Genomic DNA, 20,593 nt, shown 5'->3' on the forward strand with positions numbered 1-20,593 from the left:
ATAGGTAGGAAACCACCTACCCGTCAACCGTAGGATTTCTCCTACCCAATTGACCGAAAGATGGCCACGGAGTCGGACACCGCGGCCATCGAAAAACGAAAGGACGGAACTCAGAACCCGAGACTGCCGGTGCCGATGCTGCCGCCGCCACCGCCGCAACCCGCAGCCGAGGGACTCGGGACCGGGGTACCGGCGGGCGCCGGAGCGACCACCACGGTCTGCGTCACCGAATCCGAACCCTGCGAGAGCGTGACCGTGTGAGTGCCCGCGGTCGTCGGCGTCCATTCGGCGCCGAACCCGGCCTCGTCCATCCCGGGGTAGAAGGCATAGAAGCAAACCCCGTTGTCACGGAAGATCACCCGCGAGCTCGCGGTCGGGAACAGCGAACCACCGGCCATCGCCTGGATACTCGCGGTCGCGCCGACCACGAAGCCACCGGAGGGCGGGATGATCTTCATCTGCAGCAGGCCGTCCGCCGAAGCAGTCGCAGCGGTCATTCCGACCACAGCGGCCCCCGCCATCAAACTCGTTGCGCCCCAGCCGATTCGGCGACGGAGCATGCCACTCGTACTCATTTGAAACTCCTGTTCGTCGACCCCGCCGAAGGGGTCGACGAACACTAACGTTCGTAGAGTGTGAAATATCTAGATTCCACTTATCTCGGCTGCCCCAGCTTTCCGGGGCAGCCGAGTCCCTTCGGGGGCAGCCGAGCCGGGGCAGAGTGCGGCTAGCCGGAGTTGCGGAGTGCGGTGGCCAGGCCGTTCATGGTGAGCAGGATGCCGCGTTCGACGAGTTCGGAGGTGTCGCCGGCCCGGCGGCGGCGCAGCAGTTCGACCTGGAGCTGGTTGAGGGGCTCGAGGTACGGGAAACGGTTGTGGATGGACTCGGCCAGTGCCGGGTTGTCGGCGAGGAGTTCGTCGGTGCCGGTGATGGCGGCGTGCATGCGGACGGTACGGGTGAACTCGTCGCAGATCATGTGGAAGACGGTGTCGCGCAGGGCTTTATCGGGGACCAGGCCGGCGTAGGAGGCGGCGATGTCCATGTCCGCCTTGGCCATCACCTGGGCCAGGTTGGACAGAACGGTGCGGAAGAAGGGCCAGCGGCGGTAGAGGTCGGAGAGGGCGGCCAGGCGGGCCGGGTCGTCACCGATCCACTGTTCGAACGCGGTGCCGGTGCCGTACCAGCCGGGGAGCATGACGCGGGACTGGCTCCACGCCATGACCCACGGGATGGCGCGCAGGTCGTAGACGGAGCTGGTGGGCTTGCGGGAGGCGGGGCGGCTGCCCAGGTTCAGGTCGGCGACCTCCGCGATCGGGGTGGAGGCCCGGAAGTAGTCGACGAAGCCGGGGGTCTCGTGGACCAGCTTCGAGTACGCCGCGCGGGCCGATTCGGCCAGCTCGTCCAGCATTTCGTAGGCGGGTTCGGCATCCGCGCCCAGGCCCTCGACATCGAGCAGCGTGGACTCCAGGGTGCCCGCGACGAGCGCCTCCAGATTGCGGTAGGCGGTGCCGGGATCGGCGTACTTGGTGGAGATGACCTCGCCCTGCTCGGTCAGGCGCAGCGCACCGCGCACCGCACCGGCGGGCTGGGCCAGGATGGCGTCGTAGCTGCGGCCACCGCCGCGGCCGACGGTGCCGCCGCGACCGTGGAAGAGCCGCAGGCGGATTCCGGTCTTGCGGGCCACCTCCACCAGGTTCAGCTCGGCGCGATACAACGCCCAGTTGGCGGCCAGATACCCGCCGTCCTTGTTGGAGTCGGAGTAGCCGAGCATGACCTCCTGCTGCATGCCGCGCGCGGCCACCAACCGCTGATAGGCGGGCACCTCCAGTGCGGCGCCGAGGATTTCGGCGCCGTCGCGCAGGTCGTCGATGGTCTCGAACAGCGGCACCACCCCGACCGGACTGGACGGCGGAGTGGCCGTGTCACCCGGATCGAGAATGCCCGCCTCCTTCAGGAGCAGGGCGGCTTCGAGCATGTCGCTCACCGAGGTGCACATGCTGATGATGTAGTTGGGCACGGTGTCCGGACCCAGATCGTCGAGCGCGGACTTGGCGGCGCGCACCACTGCGAGTTCCTTGGCGGCGAGCTCGCTCAGTCTCGCGTTCGGTCCGACCAGCGGCCGGCGCGTGGTCAATTCGGCGGACAGCAGCTCGACCCGCCGCGCCTCGTCGAGGGAGGCGTAGTCGGAATGCACTCCGGCCCAGGCGAACAGCTCGGCCACGACCTGCTCGTGGGTTTCGGAATTCTGGCGCATGTCCAGGCCCTGCAGATGAAACCCGAAGGTCTGCACCGCGGCCCGCAACGTGGCCAGCTGGTCATCGGCCAGCAGCCCGTCACCGGATGCGCGCATGGACGCGTCGACCACGCCCAGATCGGCCAGCAGCTCCGCGGGCCCGGCGTACGGTTGCGCGCCGACATCGATACCGTCCGTGGGGATCTCCCCCAGCGCCCGGCACGCGGTGGCGCTCAGCCGCGCGCGGATACCGCGAACGGCACGGCGGTACGGCTCGTCGGCGCGCTGCGGTGAATCGTCGAATCCAGCATCGGCGAGAGCCGACAGCTCCGGGGTCACCGGCACCAGTCGCGCCGACTGCGACAGCGTCTTCTCCAGTTCCAGCAGCGATTTCAGGTACCGGTCGAACGCGACCGCACCCGCGCGGTGGGTGGCCCGGTGCACCACGTCGGCGGTGACGAAGGGATTGCCGTCCCGGTCGCCGCCGATCCACGAGCCGGGCCGCAGGATCGGGCGCGCCAGCAGTTCGTGTCCGGGCCACCGCGATCGCAGCGCGGCCCGCACCTGATCGTTGATGCGCGGGATGACATCGAACAGCGTCAGGTCGTAGTAGCGCAGCCCGACCTCGATCTCGTCCTGGATCCGCAGGCGCGCCAGCCGGATCAGCGCCGCCCGCCACAGCTGCAGCACCTGCCGGCGGATGTCGACCTCGAGCTCGGCGAACTCCGGCTCGTATTTGTTGTAGCGCTGCCGCTGCCGCATGAGTTCGGTGATCCGGGCCTGCACATCGAAGATGGTGCGGCGCCGGGTCTCGGTCGGATGCGCCGTGATGACCGGCGACACCAGGGCGTCGGCGAGCAGGTCGGCCACCACGTCCCCGTCCGGTCCGGCGGCGTCGAGCTTGCGGTAGGTGGCGGCCAGGCTGGAATCCTGGGGTGGCTCCCCCGCCGCCTCGTGCACCGCACGCCGCCGATCCCGCTGCAGGTCCTCGGCCAGATTGGCCAGCAGCAGGAAGTGGCTGAAGGCGCGGATCACCGGAATGGCGGTGCGGATGTCGACATCGCGCAGCATGTCGGCCACCGCGCTGCGCTCCACCTCGGAGCGGCGAATTCGGAAGGCCTCCACCCGGACGCGCTCGATCAGGTCGAAGATCTCCGCACCCTCATGGTCACGAATGGTGTCACCGAGGATCCCGCCGAGGAACCGGATGTCGTCGCGCAGTGGCGCGGTCGCTGTCTCGATCTGGTTTGCCTGCACTACGTTCACCTCTCCGAAGCACTGCTTCTGGTGTCCCGGGCCGCTCGTCCTTGTCGTAGCCGGGGCGGCTGCTCAACCCATCCGGCGCGGACCGATGTCGAACCTGTTGGGTTCCGGCCCGATCCGCACCCGTCCGTACAGCACGGCCGCGCCCTCCGGCGAGGCCAGTACCGGTTCGCACTGCAGCTCCCGCACCTCCGGCAGGTCGTCGCACAGCGCCGAGATCCGTTGCGCCAGTTCGGCCAGCGCGCCCTTGTCCACCGGTTTGCCGATATCGCGGCCGCCCACGGTGCCCGACAGCAGCGGGGCGGCGCGGGGCGCGTCGATGAGTTCGGCCGACTCCGCCTCGGTCAGCGGCAGCGCCCGGTAGACGCGGTCGCCGAGCAGATCGATGATGGTGCCCGAAAGCCCGAAACTGATGACCGAACCGAACGACGGGTCGTCCTGCACCCGGAAGGTGCAGCCCACGCCCTTGGTCGCCATGCGCTGAATGTGCACCGGATTGCCCGAGATCTCGCTCAGGTCCGTGAACGCGCGCCGCACCGCGTCCGGGCGCCACAGATCCAGCCGCACCCCGGTGAGATCCGGCCGATTGCGCCACATTTCGCCGGTCGCCTTGGCCGCCACCGGAAAGCCCAGCTCCTCGGCCGCGTCCACCGCGGCGTCGGCGTCGAGCACCTCGCGGAACTCCACCACGCGAATTCCATAGCAGCCCAGCAGTTCCGCGGCCTGCAGGTCGGTGAGCCAGTGCGCCGAGTCCGCGTTCATCCACTCCGCCACCAGTTCCCGTGCCCGCGCGGTGTCGACGCCGCCCGGACGGACCACCGGCGACAGCGGTCGGGTACGCCAGTCGGCATAGCGGCGCGCCCGGGCCAGCGCCCGCGCGGCCCGTTCCGGATCCCCGTAGGAGGGAATGGAACCGCGCTCGAGAATTCCGCCCACACCGCGCGTGGCGAGCAGGTTGGGCATGCCCTGATCGGCGACGAAGGTGGTGAGAACCGGTGTGGCCGGATCGGATTGGGCGCCGGAGCGAATGGCCTCGGCGAAGGAGGCGACCGCCGCCGGCACCGGCGGCGAATAGATGACGATGACCGCGTCCACGGCCCGGTCGGTGACCGCCGCGGCGACGGCTGTCAGGTAGTCCGCCGGACTCGCCTGCGGCCCGAGGTCGGTGGGCTCATCGACCTCGAGTCCCTCGCCGCGCGCCGCGTCGACCGCCAGCCAGCTCAGCGCGGCACTGTTGCCGATCACCGCCAGCCGCGGCCCGGCGGGCAGCGGCTGATAGGCCAGCAGCATGGCGCAGTCGAAAAGCTCGGTGATGGAATCGACCTGGATGATCCCGGCCTGCGCGAACAGATTGCGCACCAGCGACCGGTCCAGGTCCCGGTCCCCCTCCACCCGCGCGGCATTGCGGCCGCTGTTCACGGCCACAATGGGTTTGGTGTGCGCGACCCGCCGCGCGATGCGGGAGAACTTGCGCGGATTGCCGAAGGTCTCCAGGTACAGCAGCACCACATCGGTGTCCGGATCGCTGTCCCAGTACTGGAGCAGGTCGTTGCCGGAGACGTCGGCGCGGTTGCCGGCGGAGACGAAGGTGGACAGTCCCAGCTGCCGCGCCGCCGCCTCACCGAGAATGGCCGCGCCCAACGGTCCGGACTGACAGAAGAATCCGATGCGCCCGCGCCCGGGCAGCACCGGTGCGAGGGTGGCGTTCAGCGCGATCCGTGGATCGGTATTGGCGATACCGAGCGCGCTCGGCCCCACCACCCGCATACCGTGCGCCCGCGCGGCGTCGACCAGCTCCCGCTCGGCCTGATAGCCGTACGGACCGGTCTCGGAGAATCCGGCGGTCAGCACCACCAGACCCTTGACGCCCTTGGCCATGCAATCGTCGAGCACCGACCCGATCTCGGTGGCGGGCACCGCGATCACCGCCAGATCGACCTCGTCGGGAATGTCGCGCACCGTCGGATACGCCCGCACCCCGCGCACCGCCGTGCGATTGCGGTTCACCGGGAACACCGGCCCCTGGTAGGCCCCCGACAGCAGGTTGGCCAGCACCGCGCCACCCACCCGGCTGGTCGACGGCGTCGCCCCGATCACCGCGATGGACTTGGGCGACAACAGGTTCCCGACACTGCGCGCTTCCGAGGCCCGTTCCCGCGAATCCCGCACCGACAGCAGCGCCTCGGTGGGGTCGATGGCGAACTCCAGATGCAGCACCGACCCGTCGCGGCTGCGCTGCACCTGATATCCGGCATCCCGGAACACCTGCACCATGGCATTGTTCTCGGCCAGCACCTCGGCCACGAAGATCTCGAAATCGTTCTCGGCCGCCGCGCCCGCCAGATGCTCGAGCAGAATCGAACCCAGCCCACGCCCCTGATGGCCGTCGGCGACCACGAAGGCCACCTCGGCCGCACGGGGTCCCGGCCGATCGGCCAGGTACTCGTAGCGGCCCACCGCGATGATCTCGTCGCCGAGCTCGGTCACCAGCCCGACCCGGTCCCGATAGTCGACGTGCGTGGTCCGGTACAGGTCCTTCGGCGTCATGCGCGGGTACGGACCGAAGTACCGCAGATACCGGGTGCGGTCCGACAACCCCTCGTGGAAACGCTCCAGCGCCTCCGCGTCGTCGGGGGTGATCGGCCGCAATCCCACCACGCCACCGTCGGAGGCCAGCACGTCGGCGAACCAATGCTCCGGCGGCGGAGGCGGATTCACGGGTGTGCCGGGCGTGTCCGAGGGCAGGGGCGGGGCAGCGGAATCAGTCACGGGGATCCTCCGGATCCAGGCCGAGCAGGCCGAAACTCGCCCGGCGCGTAGCCAATACGGATATGTCGAGAGCCTGGCGGGCGCGGTCGGCGCGCTCGTCGCCGGTCTCGCGGCCGCCCCCGGGGCCGTCCCAGCGCGCGAAGCCGACATCCCCGCCGTCGCCCATGCTCTCGGGCACGGCGACCATGGGCGCGTAGGCGCCCACCTGCTCACGCCACTGCGGCGGCGTCGGGGTGGCGGGATCGATGGTGCGGTCCAGAGCCGTTGCCAGCAGATGGGTCCAGGCCCGGGGCACCACCCGGATCAGCCCGTACCCGCCGCCGCCGACCGCCAGCCAGCGGCCCTCGGCATACCGGTCGGCCAGATCGCGCATGGCGATGAAGGCCGCCCGCTGACCGTCCACCGTGAGTTCCAGATCCGCCAGCGGATCCTCGCGATGGGTGTCGACCCCGCACTGGCTGATCACGATCTGCGGCCGGAACGCCGCCAGCGCGCCCGGCACCACGGCATGGAAACCGCGCAGCCACAACGGGTCCCGGGTGCCGGGCATGATGGGCAGATTGATGGCTGTCCCCTCGGCCGGACCCGAGCCCGTCTCCTCCGGCCATCCGGTGTTGGGCCACAGCGTCGCCGGGTGCTGATGCACCGAAATGGTCAGCACGCGCGGGTCACCGTAGAACACCCGCTGCACACCGTCACCGTGGTGCACATCCACATCGACATAGGCGATGCGGTCGAACCCGTTGTCCAGCAACCACGAAATCGCCACCGCTACATCGTTGTACACACAGAACCCCGCTGCCGAGGCCGGCATGGCGTGATGCATACCACCACCGATGCTCACCGCCCGCCGGGTGCGCCCGGCCGCGATCTCCTGCGCCGCGGCCAGGGTGCCGCCCACGATCACCGAGGCCGCCTCGTGCATGTGCGGGAAGACCGGATTGTCGGCCGAGCCGAGTCCGTAGGGCGGTGCGGTCGGAGCGGGTCCGGGAGGTTGCTGAGCGTGCTTGACCGCCTCGATGTAGTCGTGGGTGTGCACCCGCAGCAGTTCCGATTCCGCGGCCGCCCCGGGTGTGACCCGCTCCACTCCGTCGAGCAATCCGAGCCCCTCGGCGAGCGCCATGGTGAACTGCAGCCGCACCGGCCGCATGGGATGCTCCGGGGTCCAGGTGTAATCGAGGAACCGATCGGACCAGACGACGGTTCCCTTGCCGGCAACGGTTCCATCGCCAATGGGGGTTCCGTCACCACGAACTCGGCCAGGCATACCTGCCACGCTAATGCGTCGCACGAGTTCGTAGGCTTTGGACACCGCAATGCTGTCGTACCGGGATGGCAGGGTATCGCCGACGCTGTGTGCGCACGGCGAACCCGCAGGGAACACGCTGCCCGTCCTGGGTGTTGACAGTGAGTTCGCGAAATAAGCTGTCGCCCGGTGCAGCCGCCGTGCATGGGTAGAATTCGTGCCGACGAAGGGGTTTAACAGGTGAAGGATCTGGTCGACACCACGGAGATGTATCTCCGTACCATCTACGACCTCGAGGAGGAGGGCGTCACGCCGCTGCGCGCGCGCATCGCCGAACGTCTCGAGCAGAGCGGCCCGACGGTGAGCCAGACGGTCGCGCGGATGGAGCGCGACGGCCTGCTGACCGTCGCCGGTGATCGCCACCTCGAACTGACCGAGAAGGGCCGCGCCATGGCGGTCGCCGTGATGCGCAAGCACCGTCTCGCCGAGCGATTGCTGGTCGACATCATCGGGCTGGAGTGGGAGAACGTGCACGCCGAGGCGTGCCGCTGGGAGCACGTGATGAGCGAGGAGGTCGAGCGCCGCTTGGTCGAGGTGCTCAACCACCCCACCACCTCCCCCTACGGCAATCCGATTCCGGGCCTGGACGAACTGGGCCTGCAGGCCAATGCCTCCGCCGACGAGAAGCTGGTCCGGCTCAGCGATCTGCCGACCGGGCAGGCGCAGGCCGTGGTGGTGCGCCGGCTCTCGGAGCACATCCAGACCGATCCGGAGACCATCAATCAGCTCCGGGAGGCGGGCGTGGTGCCCGATGCCCGCGTGACCGTGGAGACCAAACCGGGTGCGGTGATCATCTCGGTGCCCGGCCATGAGGGATTCGAACTGTCCGACGAGATGGCGCACGCCGTCCAAGTGAAGTTGGTCTGATACGTGAAGCTTCTGGTTACCGGAGGCGCCGGCTACGTCGGTGGCGTCTGCGCGCAGGTTCTGCTCGAGGACGGCCATGAGGTCGTGGTCGTCGACGATCTGTCCACCGGCAATGCCGACGGCGTCCCGGCCGGGGCCAAGTTCGTCGAGGGCGATATCGCCACCGCGGGCGCCGAGCTCATCGCGGCCGAATCCTTCGACGGCGTCCTGCATTTCGCGGCCCAGTCGCTGGTCGGCGAATCGGTGGTGGCGCCGGAGAAGTACTGGCACGGCAATGTGGTGAAGACCCTCGCGCTGCTCGAGGCCATGCGCGACGCGGGCACCCCGCGGCTGGTGTTCTCCTCCACCGCGGCCGTGTACGGCGAGCCGGAGCAGGTGCCTATCGTCGAGGACGCATCCAAGCAGCCGACCAACCCCTACGGCGCGTCGAAGCTGTCCATCGACTACGCCATCACCTCGTACGCGGCGGCGCACGGTCTGGCCGCGACCAGCCTGCGCTATTTCAATGTGGCCGGCGCGTACGCCGGGCTCGGCGAGAACCGTGTGGTGGAAACCCATCTCATCCCCCTGGTGTTGCAGACCGCACTGGGTCATCGTGAGTCGATCTCGGTGTTCGGCACCGACTACCCGACGCCGGACGGCACCGCGGTACGCGACTACATCCACATTCGCGATCTGGCGCAGGCGCACCTGCGGGCGCTGGCGCAGTCGCAGCCGGGCGTGCACCGCATCTTCAATCTGGGCAGCGGCACCGGTTTCTCGGTGCGCGAGGTCATTTCGGCGTGCGCGCGGGTGACGGGCCTGCCGATCAATTCGGTGGACGCGCCGCGCCGCGCCGGTGACCCCGCCGTGCTGATCGCCTCCAGCGCCAAGGCCATCGCCGAACTCGGCTGGCGGCCCGAGCACACCGATCTCGACGAGATCGTCTCCGACGCCTGGGATTTCCTGCGCTCGCTGGGTGACCGCGCGCACAGCGCACGCTGAGTCCGCGGCGCCGGCCGCGGTTTCATCGTCGACCGCATTGTCATCGCGGCTCCGGCCCGAGGTGGATGCCGAGTTCGGCCGCCGCCTCCCGGCCGGAGTCCGCGAGGCGGCCCAGCCGCTCCGGTCGCAGACCCGTCTGTAAGCCGAGGTCCAGCAGCATCGCCATGCGGTGCTTCGGATCGGCGGCCAGCGCGGCGTCCAGCGCCACGCCCGCGAGCGGGCCATCCCCGCGCGTATAGGCGCAATAGCCCAGCAGTGCCGCCGCTTCGGCGCGATCCGGATCCGGCAACGCCCGCGCCAGCTGCAGCCACAACGCCTCCGCACCGGGGGCGCGCGGACCCGGGGCGAGCCCGAACATGATGTCGCGCAGCGCCGAATCCCGCAGGGCCACGGCCACATCCGCCACCTCGGCCGGCGTGAGCCGGGCACCGGCCTCGACGCGTTCCAGGTAGCGCAGCACCCGGCACACCTCGAGCCGCAGCCGCACGCGCGGATCGCCGTGCTGCACAACCCGGGCCAGCCGCCGGGCCGCGGCGGCCACCGCCACCTCCAGAGCGGCGGTGGTGGCGTCGCGTGCCACCGGGTCGACGGCGAGGATATCGGTCAGCTCCCGCCGGGAACCGCGCAGCGGCCGGCCCTCCAGCACATGCCGCAGCGTCACCATCGAGGCCGCCGGATCCGGTTGCAGTCCCCGCGACCACGGTCCGGACAGCGTCCACCACGGCAGTTCCGCACCGATGGCCTGCACCGCCCAGGCCCCCGCCAGCGGCACGGCGTCGACATCGAGCCGATGTTCCAGCGCCGCAACGAGATCGTGGTGCTTGCGCGCCCGCACGCCCCGATGCTTGCGGGTCGGCACCGTAGCCCGGTCGTCGACGACGAGGGCCAGCGCCGCGACGGCCCGGTGCCGCACGCAGATGCCCGCGACCCGCTCGACCAGCATCCCCATCGCACTCCGCCCGGGATTGTCCAGATCCATCCGGGTCACCACCTCGACCGCCGCGATATCCGGCGACGCCTGATCAGCTCGCAGCACCGTCACCACCAGCGACCGTGCGGGCATGAACCCGAGCATGGCCGGGACGGCCGCGATCAGATCGCCGGGCGCCCGCAGCCGCGCCCCGGGCTCGCCGGGATCTTCGAAGGGATTATCGGCGGCAGGCTCGGGGCGATCGGGTGGCGTGGATTCATCGGGTGCGTTCATGCCGTCGAGAGTGCGCCGCGCCGCAGACCGACCCAGGCGGCCGACCTCGGGTTTCGCTGTGGTTGTGGATGTTTCGGCGCGCCGTGGACTACTCGGCGAGCCCCGGGCGAGTACGGCCGCGAGCTGTCGGTGCCCGCTGCTACCGTGCGCCCGGACCGCCGGACCCGAACGTGAAATGTATTCGTTTCATTTTGACCGAGCGGGCGCGGTCACGCTGCTACAGTCCGCCTCGGCACTGGTCCCGCACAGTGCTGGAAGGAGTGTCCTGCGCAGTGCCGGAAGGAGTATCGCGCCATGCCGAGCATGATTCATCACGGCCGGGACTCACCCAGGATCTCCAGGTAGTGCGGATTGGACATGATGCCCAGGACATTGCCGAACGGGTCCACCACCGAGGCCGTCACGAACCCGGTCCCCTCGCCACGTTCGATGATCGGCTCGTAGACGGTGGCTCCCATGTCGAGCAGCCGCCCGAAGGTGGCCGCCACATCGTCGACGTGCCAGTTCACGATCTGACCGCCCGGAACATCCGGGTGGGACGGTGCGAACTTCCTGTTGATGATCCCGAGCTCGGCCTGGTAGTCACCGATGCGGAATTCGTAGTACCCGCCCGGCACGGTGAAATACGGTGCGACACCGAGCAGTTCGCTGTACCAGTCCCTGGCCGCCTCCAGATCGTCGGCGAAGTAGTTGACGGTGGCCATTCCACGCAGCATGGTCGTTCTCCTGGGTCGAAGGTGGTTCTCGATCTGAATCCATCATCGCGCTCAAAGTGCTCACCGAATGAGCACTTTACCGGGCAGAATTCCGGATATGCGCGCGGATCGACTGGTGGCCACCCTGCTGTTCCTGCAGACCCGGGGCCGGGTGACCGCGGCGGAGGTCGCGGCCGAGCTCGAGGTGTCGGTGGCCACCGCGCGCCGGGACCTGGAGGCCCTGTCCACGGCCGGGATTCCGATCTACCCGCAGCCCGGACGCGGCGGCGGCTGGGCCCTGGTGGGCGGCGCGCGCACGGATCTCAGTGGCCTCACCGCCGCCGAGGCCCAGGCCCTGTTCCTGCTGCTGGGCCCGGTGGCGACGGCCACTCCCGCCACCAAGTCGGCCCTGCGGAAACTGTTGCGAGCCTTGCCGCAACCCTTCCGCACCGAGGCCGAGGCGGCGGCGGGCGCGATCGTGGTGGACCCGGCCCGCTGGGGCGAATCGGACCAGCGGCCGCCCGCGCTGGTGGACGAGTTGCAGCGAGCGGTGGTGCGCCGCCGCCGGATCCGGTTCGCCTACGACCGGGCCGGGCGGCGGACCGAGCGGGTGGTCGATCCGTGGGGCCTGGTGGACAAGGACGGCAACTGGTACCTGGTGGCCGGAACCGAGCACGGGCAGCGGACCTTCCGCGTGGACCGGATCGCCACCCTGGCGATCACCGACGAGATCGCCCGCCGGCCGGAGGATTTCGACCTGCCGACGGCCTGGTCGGAGGTGGTCGAGGAGGTCGAACGGCAGCGCTCCGCCCTCTCGGCCACCGTGCTGATCCAGGCTGCGCTCGCGCCGGTGCTGCGCAAACAGCAAGGGCGGCACTGCGTTCTGGACGGCACGACCGCCGACGGGCGGGTCCGGGCCCGGATCACCGCGCCGACGCCGCTCATGATCGCCCAGCAGCTGGCGGGCTGGGGCGCGGCCCTGGAGGTGGTCGAGCCGGAGTCGGTGCGCGCCGAACTCGCCCGGCTGGGCGCCGAGCTGGTGCAGCGCTACCGAACCGGCGAGTAACCGCTTCTCTGTTATGCGATATTCGAATCATGTTGCAGCAGTGGCGATTTCGCTCTACTGAGCGGCCCGCCACTGTTACAGTCCGCCCGGCGCGACCCCTTCAACGCGCCGAAAGGATTCACCCATGAGTAATCAGCTCTCCCCGGATCTGCGACGGTCCGCCGCCGGCGCCTGCGCGACCGCGGCGCTCGCGGTCGTGGCCGGGTCGGTACTGGCCGCCCCCGCCGGGGCGGCGGTCGACAACATCAATGTCGCCGGGCTCACCAGCGACAAGACGTGCTCTGTCGCCGACGGCTGCTCCATCCAGGCCTCGCTGTCCGGCTCCGACCAGCTCAGCCCGGTCGACTTCCTGGTGAACGGCGCGGTCATCGGCACCCTCACCCCGACCTCGTACGGCGCCGGCGCCGCCGCGAACATGCCCTGGCACCCGACCTCCGACGGCACCTACACCGTCGGCGTACGGCAGGGCGTGGGCCAGGCGACCATCGTCTACGTCGTCGGCAAGGGCGGCTCCTGCCCGCCGGTTTCCTCGCTGTTCCCGGGCTCGTCGAGCAGCGGGTCCGCGGGCAGCGGCTCGGCCAGCGGCTCGGGCGGAAGCGGTTCCGCGGGCAGTGGCTCGGCCAGCGGCTCGGGCGGAAGCGGTTCGGCGGGCAGCGGTTCCGCGTCGGGGTCGGCCACTCCGCTTCCCGTCTGCTGATCGGGCCCGGGAGCCGGAATGGGCAGAGGTCGGCTCCCTCGGGTCTCAGCCCTTGCGCACCTTGCGCACCGCGGTGGTGAACAGGGCGTCGAGGGCCTCGGTGTCGGAGGTGGACCCGGAGGTCATGTACGTCACCGCGATTCGCACATCGCCGATCTGACCCACCAGCGTCTGCATGGTCCTGGTGAGACCGGTCGCGCTCTTGTCGGTGCCGACCGTGCGGCGCAGCGCGAGTGAGTCGTCGGCATCGACCGGCGGCGGCGGATCCAGCCGCGTGGTCACCACCGAGGTGACGCCGGAGTGCCCGACACGCACGGTTCCGCAGCGCTGCAACTGATCTCGCAGTGCCGACAGCGGTCGACCCGACCGGGTGAGCGCCACGGTGAGGGTGGCGCGGGCGGTGTCGTCGGTGCCGACCGCCACGGCCGGGCCCGCGGTGGGCGCGACCGGTGCGCAGGTGTTCGGATCCACGTGCGCCCCCGGCAGGTAACCCTCGAGATCATTGGCTGCCTGGCTCGCAGCCTCGGCGGGCAGCACGATCGCGGGGTACCGCGACGGGAATTGCGAGGGATCCGGTAGCAGTTTGGTGAGACCGGCGTCGGAGCCGGCCGCCGGCACCGGAGTGCGGGCGGCGATCGGATGACCGGAAACCGTCGTCCCGCACGCGGCGAGCAACCCGCTCAGCGCCACGACCCCCACGGTGCGCGCGGTCCTGAGGCTGCTGCGTGCGGGGGTGCGGGAAGGCGCGATCACTCCGCCCACTATGCCGAAAATCGGCTGTTCACACCGAATGCCACGCCGCGCGGCACACTGCCGGGAATGCGCGTCCGGGCCCGGCGTGTTGCACACCCAATGCGGGTGGTGCACACCTGTCATGCGCATGAGGGACAATGTGGGTTGGTCGCGAAAGTAGGCCACGCAGGAAGGAGTACGCGATGGACTACGAGTCGCGAATGTACGAGCTGGAGTTCCCGGCTCCGCAGCTGTCGTCCGCCGACGGCTCGGGTCCGGTGCTGGTGCACGGTCTCGAGGGCTTCACCGATGCCGGGCACGCGGTACGCCTCGCCACCACGCACCTGAAGGAAAGCCTCGAGCACGAACTGGTCGCCTCGTTCGACATGGACGAGCTGCTCGACTACCGCTCGCGGCGGCCGCTGATGACCTTCAAGACCGACCACTTCTCCGACTACACCGAGCCGGAGCTGAGCCTGTGGGCGCTCAAGGACACCGCCGGCACGCCGTTCCTGCTGCTGGCCGGGCTGGAACCGGATCTGCGCTGGGAGCGGTTCGTCACCGCGGTGCGCCTGCTCGCAGAGCAGCTGGGCGTGCGCCGGACCATCGGTCTGAGCGCGATTCCCATGGCGATTCCGCACACCCGTCCCCTCGGCGTCACCGCGCACGCCTCCGACTCCGATCTGATCGGCGATCACCAGCGCTGGCCGGGTGAGCTGCAGGTGCCGGGCAGCGCGTCCTCGCTGCTGGAGTTCCGGATGGCCCAGCACGGGCACGAGTCGGTCGGTTTCTCGGTCCATGTGCCGCACTACCTGACCCAGACCGCCTACCCGGAGGCCGCGCAGACGTTGCTGGAGAACGTCGCCGAGAACGCGGGCCTCGAACTACCGCTGGCCGCGCTGACCGATGCCGCCGCACGGGTGCGCGAACAGGTCAACGAGCAGATCGCCGGCAACTCCGAGGTGGAGACCGTGGTGGCGGCGCTGGAACGCCAGTACGACAGCTTCGTCACCGCCCAGGAACGCCAGTCCAGCCTGCTGGCCAGCGAGAACGACTTGCCCACCGGTGACGAGCTGGGCGCGGAGTTCGAGCGCTTCCTGGCCGAGCAGGCCGGCTACGCAGACGGCGACGGACCGGAGAACCCGCCGCTGCGGTAGTGGTCGCTACCGGCGGCCGCGGCGGCGACCGGTAACGTTGGGCGGCGTGCAGCTGTCCGAATTGGTTCCCGACCGTGCCGTATCCGACGTGGACCCGGACTGGTTGTACGAGACCTTCGCCGACTGGGCGAGCTCGGCCGGCCTGAATCTGTATCCGGCGCAGGAAGAAGCGCTGCTGGAGCTGGTCACCGGGTCGAACGTCATCCTGAACACCCCGACCGGGTCCGGGAAGTCGCTGGTCGCGCTGGGCGCGCACTTCGCCGCGCTCAACCGGGGCCAGCGCAGCTACTACACCGCGCCGATCAAGGCGCTGGTAAGCGAGAAGTTCTTCGCGCTGTGCGACGTCTTCGGGGCCGACCGGGTGGGCATGGTGACCGGCGACGCCGCGGTGAACCCGGAGGCGCCGATCATCTGCGCCACCGCGGAGATCCTGGCGAATCTGGCGCTGCGCGAGGGCGCATCCGCCGATATCGGCCAGGTGATCATGGACGAGTTCCACTACTACGCCGACCCCGATCGCGGCTGGGCGTGGCAGGTGCCGCTGATCGAACTGCCCGGCGCGCAATTCCTGCTCATGTCGGCCACGCTCGGCGAGGTCGACTTCTTCGCCGAGGACCTGACCCGGCGCACCGGCCGTGAGACCGCCGTGGTGTCCGGTTCGGAACGGCCGGTGCCGCTGAGCTTTTCGTATGTGCGCACACCCATCACCGAGACGCTCGAGGATCTGGTGACCACCAGCCTCGCGCCGGTGTACGTCGTGCACTTCACCCAGGCCGCGGCCATGGAGCGGGCGCAGGCGCTGATGAGCGTCAATGTCTCGTCCAAGGCCGAGAAGGAGGCCATCGCCGCGGCCATCGGCGAGTTCCGCTTCGCGACCGGCTTCGGCAAGACGCTGTCGCGGTTCATCCGCCACGGCATCGGCGTGCACCATGCGGGCATGCTGCCCAAGTACCGGCGACTGGTCGAGAAGCTCGCCCAGGATGGGCTGCTGAAGGTGGTGTGCGGCACCGACACCCTCGGTGTCGGAATCAACGTGCCGATCCGCACCGTGATGCTGACCGGACTCACCAAGTTCGACGGCGTGCGCACGCGCCGGCTCAATGCCCGCGAGTTCCATCAGATCGCGGGCCGGGCGGGGCGCGCGGGCTACGACACCCTGGGCACGGTCGTCGTGCAGGCCCCCGAGCACGAGGTCGAGAACGCGCGACTCATCGCCAAGGCGGGCGACGACCCCAAGAAGCTGAAGAAGGTCCAGAAGAAGAAGCCGCCCGAGGGTTTCGTGTCCTGGTCGGAGGACACCTTCGACCGGCTGGTGGCGGCCTCGCCCGAGCCCATGGTGTCGCGGTTCAACGTGACCAACTCCATGCTGCTGAATGTGATTGCGCGCAAAGGCAATTGCTTCTACGCCATGCGGCACCTGCTGGAGGAGAACCATGAGCCGCGGGCCGCGCAGCGCAAGCACATCCTCAAGGCGATCCGGCTGTACCGGGCGCTGCGGGACGCGGGCGTGGTCCAGCAGCTCGACGAACCCGACCGGTACGGACGACATGCCCGGCTCATGGTCGACCTGCAGCGCGATTTCGCGCTCGACCAACCGCTCTCGCCGTTCGCGTTGGCGGCACTGGAACTGCTCGACAAGGAGTCGCCGACCTACACCCTCGATGTGATCTCACTGATCGAGTCCACCCTCGAGGATCCGCGCCAGCTGCTCATGGCCCAGCAGCACCGGGCGCGCGGCGAGGCGGTCGCGGAGATGAAGGCCGACGGGATCGAATACGAGGAGCGCATGGAACTCCTCGAAGAAGTCACCTGGCCCAAGCCCCTGGCCGCCGAACTCATCGAGCCCGCGTTCGAGACCTACAAGGCCGGGCACCCCTGGGTGTCGGAGTTCGAGCCCTCCCCCAAATCCGTGGTGCGGGAGATGGTCGAGCGGTCCATGACCTTCGCCGAACTGGTGTCGGGCTACGAACTGGCCCGCTCCGAGGGCGTGGTGCTGCGGTATCTGGCCGACGCCTATCGCGCGCTGCGGCGGACCGTGCCCGAGCAGGCGCGCACCGAGGAACTCGACGACATCACCGAATGGCTCGGCGAACTCATCCGGCAGGTCGACTCCAGCCTGCTCGACGAGTGGGAGCAGCTCACCAATCCCGGTGCGGAGTCCGACGATCAGCAGGTGGCGTTCGGGGCCGAGACCGTACGGCCGATCACCGCCAATGAGCGCGCGTTCCGGGTGCTGGTGCGCAATGCCATGTTCCGGCGCGTGGACCTGGCCGCGCTGCGGCGCTGGGACGCCCTGGCCGAGCTGGGCGACGAACTGGACTGGGCGGCCGAACTCGGCCCCTATTTCGACGAATACGGGACCATTGGGACCGGTCCGAACGCCCGTGGACCACAGCTGTTCCGGGTCGAGCAACGGCCGGGATTCTGGGATGTCCGGCAGGTACTCGACGACCCCAACGGCGACCACGGCTGGTCCATCGACGCCATCGTGGATCTGGCCGAGTCCGATGCCGCGGGTGAAGTGGTGTTCGACGACCTTTCGGTCACCGCGGGCTGACTTTCGGTGACCGCGGGCCGGCTTTCGGTGACCGCGGGGAGCGGCGCGCCGCTGCCGGCGGTCCGAGGTCACACTCCCGTAAGACGTCGCGCGGGGCAGCCGAACGAATCCCGGCGTTAGAGTGACGTAATCGATCGTCCACCGGTTCGTTTTTCGAGGCCCAACGCGTGTATCGTCTCGCAGGTTGCCTGAGTCCCTGCCGTTCCGGCCGACAGAAAAGAGTTCCCTTAGATTGCCCGGTCGAAACCTGCCCGAGTCACCCTGTCTGGTCATCGACCTCGACAGGGTCCGCGCGAACTACCGCGCACTGCACGCCGCACTTCCCGCGGCACGAATTCGCTTCGCCGTCAAGGCGAGTCCCGTGCCGGAGATCATCCGGCTGCTGAACGACGAGGGCGCGGAGTTCGACGTCGCCAGCGTCGGTGAGATCGAGCTCTGCCTGGCGCAAGGTGTCGATCCGGCCGTCATGTGCTACGGCAACCCGATCAAGAAGGCTTCCCAGATCGCCACCGCCTACGCGGCGGGCGTGCGGCGCTACGCCTTCGACACCGAGGACGACCTGGAACGCATCGCCGAGCACGCGCCGGGTTCCGAGGTCGAGTGCCGGTTCCTGTCGTCGGCTCCGCAGTCGCAGACGCCGTTCGGGACCAAGTTCGGCTGCGCACCGGGTGAGGCCAAGCGGCTGCTGGTGCGGGCACACGATCTCGGCCTGACCGTGGTCGGCCCCTACTTCCACGTCGGCTCGCAGCAGCTGGACCCGAAGGCCTGGGGCATCGGGATCGAGCAGGCAGGCGCCATCGCGGAAGCGTTGGCGGTCAAGGACATTCCAGTCACGGCGGTGAATATCGGTGGGGGACTTCCGATTTCGTACGCCGATCCGGCTCCCGGACTCGCGGAGCTGGGCGCGGCCATCGCCGAGGCGGCGAGCCGCTTTCTCCCGGAACACACCGAACTCGTCGTGGAACCCGGTCGCGCCCTGGTGGGCAACACCGGTGTGATTCATGCCGAAGTGGTGAATGTTCGCGTAGCGCCGGACGGGCGGCGCTGGGTATACCTCGACATCGGCCGCTACAACGGCATGGCCGAGACCGAGAACGAGTACATCGCCTACCGATTCCAAACCGATCGGGACGCGGATCCGAAGGACGAAGCTGTGGTGGCCGGTCCTACGTGTGATGGCGACGATGTACTCTATCAACGCACGCGAGTCCTCCTTCCGACCACGTTGCGAGCCGGTGATCCCGTTCGGATCCTCGAGACCGGCGCCTATACGGCGAGCTATTCGTCGGTGTCCTTCAACGGTTTTCCGCCTTTGACTGTCCATGTCACTGGCGCTGAGCGAGAGTGAGTTTTAGCCATGATCACGGCAGAATTCACCGGCTGGCACGTGCTGGCCGAGTTCGGTGGTGTCGACGCCAGCCTCTGCGACGACCTCGAACGACTCGAAACCGCGCTTCGAAAATCGTTGGTCGCCGCGGGGGTGACCATCTGCGATGTCGTGAGTAAGAAGTTCGAGCCGCAGGGTGTCACCATCCTGGCCCTCCTGGCCGAGTCGCATGCCTCGATCCACACCTACCCTGAGTCCGGCGACATCTTCGTCGACGTGTTCACTTGCGGCAGCATCGGTTCCGGCGCCACCAAGGCCGTCGAACTGCTGCAGCAGGAGCTGTCCCCGGGTTCGGTGAACATCGAGGTCATCCAGCGCGGCCACACCGCCCGCCGGATCCACGAGCCGGTCGGCGAGGGCCTGACCCGGGTGTGGAACACCACGGAAACCATCGTGGACACCAACACCCCGTTCCAGCACATGGTGATCGCACGCACCGAGCAGGGCATCTCCCTGTTCTCCGACGACGACCGCCAGTCCACCGAGTTCTCGCAGCTCACCTATCACGAGGCCATGCTGGTCCCGGGTTACGCGCTGGCCGAGAAGCTGGACAAGGTGCTGATCATCGGTTCCGGTGAGGGTGTCGCCTCGCAGATGTCGGTGGCTGCGGGCGCCTCGCTCGTCGACCACGTCGACATCGACCAGCTGGAGGTGGAGCTGTGCGCCGAGCACCTCCCCTACGGCTACAGCCAGGCCGATCTGGCCGAGGCGGTCGCACAAACCGGCCCGATCAAGATGCACTACGCCGACGGCTGGGACTTCCTGGCCAAGGCCGAGGCCGCGGGCGTGCGCTACGACATGATCTGCATCGACCTGCCGGACGAGCGGGTCGAGGACGCGCAGCACAACCGCCTCTACGAGGACGACTTCCTCAACCGCTGTAAGGCGCTGCTGGCCGAGGGCGGCGTGCTCGCCGCGCAGGCCGGCTGTCAGACCATGTGGCGCAACGAGACCCTGAAGCGCTCGTGGACCCGGTTCCACAACCTGTTCGAGACCGTCGTGCCCTACGTCAGCGACGAGCACGAGTGGACCTTCATCTTCGGCACCCCGAAGGCGATCGCGGATCCGGTGGCCAAGATGACCGCCACCCTGGCGACCCTGCCCTACCGGGCCGAGACCATCGACGCGCAGGCTCTGGTCCGCGGCGCGATCGAGCCGCACGCGCTGCGTGTGGGCGTGAGCGTCTAGTCGATCAGTTCCACCCCGAAGCGCCCCCGCACGTGAGTCGCGGGGTCACACGGTCGTCGCAACACTCTCTATTCGAGAGGTTGCGGCGGCCGTGTCGTTTTCGGAGCCCGCTCACCTGCGCGGCTCGCTGACCTGGGACCAGGGCTGCGAGAACGGCCTTCTGCGCCAGTACTTCGAAGGGCACGGATCTCGTCGTCCACAGCCACGAAGACTCGAATGCGTCGCCCAGCAACTCAGCGACCGACCACGCAAAACGCTCGGCTGGGATACCCCAGCCGAGCGCCTCGCTATGCTCTTGTCCACCACCAACCAGCAGCGGTGTTGCGACGACCCCTGTAATCCGCGATCGCCGATCAGGGGCCGCTCGCGGGGTGTGCCTGTTTACGCCTTGCGGGCGCGGATGGACTCGAATACGTTGGGGTCCACCAGGGTTGAGGTGTCGCCCAGTTCGCGGCCCTCGGCCACGTCGCGCAGCAGGCGGCGCATGA

The 20,593-nt window shown here is 69.0% G+C and carries 15 protein-coding genes and 1 pseudogene; 9 read left to right on the forward strand and 7 right to left on the reverse strand.

Going from position 1 to position 20,593, the window contains the following annotated elements:
- Positions 1-110 precede the first annotated feature (110 nt).
- The 4 genes from ACFXKA_RS34560 to ACFXKA_RS34575 all read right to left on the reverse strand — a co-directional run bounded on the left by ACFXKA_RS34560 (position 111) and on the right by ACFXKA_RS34575 (position 7,532).
- A complete protein-coding gene (locus tag ACFXKA_RS34560; protein ID WP_379430517.1) occupies positions 111-575 on the reverse strand; it encodes a hypothetical protein in 465 nt (154 codons plus the stop codon).
- Positions 576-727: 152 nt separating this feature from the next.
- The gene (ppc, locus tag ACFXKA_RS34565) at positions 728-3,490 is read right to left on the reverse strand and encodes a phosphoenolpyruvate carboxylase (protein ID WP_379430518.1); all 2,763 of its coding nucleotides are present in this window, start codon (positions 3,488-3,490) and stop codon (positions 728-730) included.
- A 72-nt stretch (positions 3,491-3,562) separates the two neighbouring features.
- Positions 3,563-6,265, reverse strand: coding sequence for a GNAT family N-acetyltransferase (locus ACFXKA_RS34570; RefSeq protein WP_379430519.1), 2,703 nt, complete (start codon positions 6,263-6,265; stop codon positions 3,563-3,565).
- Positions 6,258-7,532, reverse strand: a complete 1,275-nt coding sequence (locus ACFXKA_RS34575; RefSeq protein ID WP_379430520.1) for an acetoin utilization protein AcuC — start codon at positions 7,530-7,532, stop codon at positions 6,258-6,260. The genes ACFXKA_RS34570 and ACFXKA_RS34575 overlap by 8 nt, the downstream gene beginning before the upstream one ends.
- A 219-nt stretch (positions 7,533-7,751) precedes the next feature.
- Here ACFXKA_RS34575 and ACFXKA_RS34580 point away from each other — a divergent pair, with 219 nt between their 5' ends.
- Positions 7,752-8,438 (forward strand): iron dependent repressor, metal binding and dimerization domain protein, encoded by a 687-nt coding sequence (locus ACFXKA_RS34580; protein ID WP_354837046.1) that lies wholly within the window; start codon positions 7,752-7,754, stop codon positions 8,436-8,438.
- Positions 8,439-8,441: 3 nt separating this feature from the next.
- Positions 8,442-9,422: a UDP-glucose 4-epimerase GalE gene (gene galE, locus ACFXKA_RS34585; RefSeq protein ID WP_354837048.1), complete on the forward strand. Its 981-nt coding sequence runs from the start codon at positions 8,442-8,444 to the stop codon at positions 9,420-9,422.
- Positions 9,423-9,462: 40 nt separating this feature from the next.
- Here galE and ACFXKA_RS34590 read toward each other — a convergent pair whose 3' ends face one another.
- Positions 9,463-10,626 carry a DUF4192 domain-containing protein gene (locus tag ACFXKA_RS34590; protein ID WP_379430521.1) on the reverse strand — a complete coding sequence of 388 codons (1,164 nt, stop codon included), beginning with the start codon at positions 10,624-10,626 and terminating at the stop codon, positions 9,463-9,465.
- 311 nt (positions 10,627-10,937) lie between these two features.
- The gene (locus ACFXKA_RS34595) at positions 10,938-11,342 is read right to left on the reverse strand and encodes a VOC family protein (protein ID WP_354837052.1); all 405 of its coding nucleotides are present in this window, start codon (positions 11,340-11,342) and stop codon (positions 10,938-10,940) included.
- Positions 11,343-11,439: 97 nt separating this feature from the next.
- Here ACFXKA_RS34595 and ACFXKA_RS34600 point away from each other — a divergent pair, with 97 nt between their 5' ends.
- Together ACFXKA_RS34600 and ACFXKA_RS34605 are read left to right on the forward strand one after the other, a co-directional pair.
- Positions 11,440-12,387, forward strand: coding sequence for a helix-turn-helix transcriptional regulator (locus tag ACFXKA_RS34600; RefSeq protein WP_379430522.1), 948 nt, complete (start codon positions 11,440-11,442; stop codon positions 12,385-12,387).
- Positions 12,388-12,511: 124 nt separating this feature from the next.
- Positions 12,512-13,084: a hypothetical protein gene (locus ACFXKA_RS34605; protein ID WP_379430523.1), complete on the forward strand. Its 573-nt coding sequence runs from the start codon at positions 12,512-12,514 to the stop codon at positions 13,082-13,084.
- 45 nt (positions 13,085-13,129) lie between these two features.
- Here the strand turns inward: ACFXKA_RS34605 and ACFXKA_RS34610 are convergent, their stop codons facing one another.
- Positions 13,130-13,837, reverse strand: a complete 708-nt coding sequence (locus tag ACFXKA_RS34610) for a sensor domain-containing protein (protein ID WP_379430524.1) — start codon at positions 13,835-13,837, stop codon at positions 13,130-13,132.
- A gap of 182 nt (positions 13,838-14,019) precedes the next feature.
- On the opposite strand from ACFXKA_RS34610, the gene ACFXKA_RS34615 reads away from it, so the two are divergent.
- The 5 genes and pseudogenes from ACFXKA_RS34615 to ACFXKA_RS34635 all read left to right on the forward strand — a co-directional run.
- Positions 14,020-14,973 (forward strand): PAC2 family protein, encoded by a 954-nt coding sequence (locus tag ACFXKA_RS34615; protein ID WP_354837060.1) that lies wholly within the window; start codon positions 14,020-14,022, stop codon positions 14,971-14,973.
- 88 nt (positions 14,974-15,061) lie between these two features.
- Positions 15,062-17,530: a DEAD/DEAH box helicase gene (locus ACFXKA_RS34620; RefSeq protein WP_379430530.1), complete on the forward strand. Its 2,469-nt coding sequence runs from the start codon at positions 15,062-15,064 to the stop codon at positions 17,528-17,530.
- Positions 17,531-17,777: 247 nt separating this feature from the next.
- Positions 17,778-18,878, forward strand: coding sequence for a type III PLP-dependent enzyme (locus tag ACFXKA_RS34625; protein WP_354837096.1), 1,101 nt, complete (start codon positions 17,778-17,780; stop codon positions 18,876-18,878).
- A gap of 12 nt (positions 18,879-18,890) precedes the next feature.
- Positions 18,891-20,105 carry an adenosylmethionine decarboxylase gene (gene speD, locus ACFXKA_RS34630; RefSeq protein ID WP_354837098.1) on the forward strand — a complete coding sequence of 405 codons (1,215 nt, stop codon included), beginning with the start codon at positions 18,891-18,893 and terminating at the stop codon, positions 20,103-20,105.
- Positions 20,106-20,148: 43 nt separating this feature from the next.
- Positions 20,149-20,409 (forward strand): annotated as a pseudogene (locus tag ACFXKA_RS34635) (IS30 family transposase); the annotation flags it as partial.
- Positions 20,410-20,593: the final 184 nt, after the last annotated feature.

This window comes from Nocardia sp. NPDC059228 (assembly GCF_042754245.1).
Taxonomy (GTDB): Bacteria; Actinomycetota; Actinomycetes; order Mycobacteriales; family Mycobacteriaceae; genus Nocardia.

What these genes read in the sequence shown, in the direction of transcription:
- ACFXKA_RS34560 (WP_379430517.1), bottom strand. Translation starts at nt 575, where the DNA reads ATGAGTACGAGTGGCATGCTCCGTCGCCGAATCGGCTGGGGCGCAACG.
- ACFXKA_RS34575 (WP_379430520.1), bottom strand. Translation starts at nt 7,532, where the DNA reads ATGCCTGGCCGAGTTCGTGGTGACGGAACCCCCATTGGCGATGGAACC.
- ACFXKA_RS34590 (WP_379430521.1), bottom strand. Translation starts at nt 10,626, where the DNA reads ATGAACGCACCCGATGAATCCACGCCACCCGATCGCCCCGAGCCTGCC.
- ACFXKA_RS34595 (WP_354837052.1), bottom strand. Translation starts at nt 11,342, where the DNA reads ATGCTGCGTGGAATGGCCACCGTCAACTACTTCGCCGACGATCTGGAG.
- ACFXKA_RS34600 (WP_379430522.1), top strand. Translation starts at nt 11,440, where the DNA reads ATGCGCGCGGATCGACTGGTGGCCACCCTGCTGTTCCTGCAGACCCGG.
- ACFXKA_RS34605 (WP_379430523.1), top strand. Translation starts at nt 12,512, where the DNA reads ATGAGTAATCAGCTCTCCCCGGATCTGCGACGGTCCGCCGCCGGCGCC.
- ACFXKA_RS34615 (WP_354837060.1), top strand. Translation starts at nt 14,020, where the DNA reads ATGGACTACGAGTCGCGAATGTACGAGCTGGAGTTCCCGGCTCCGCAG.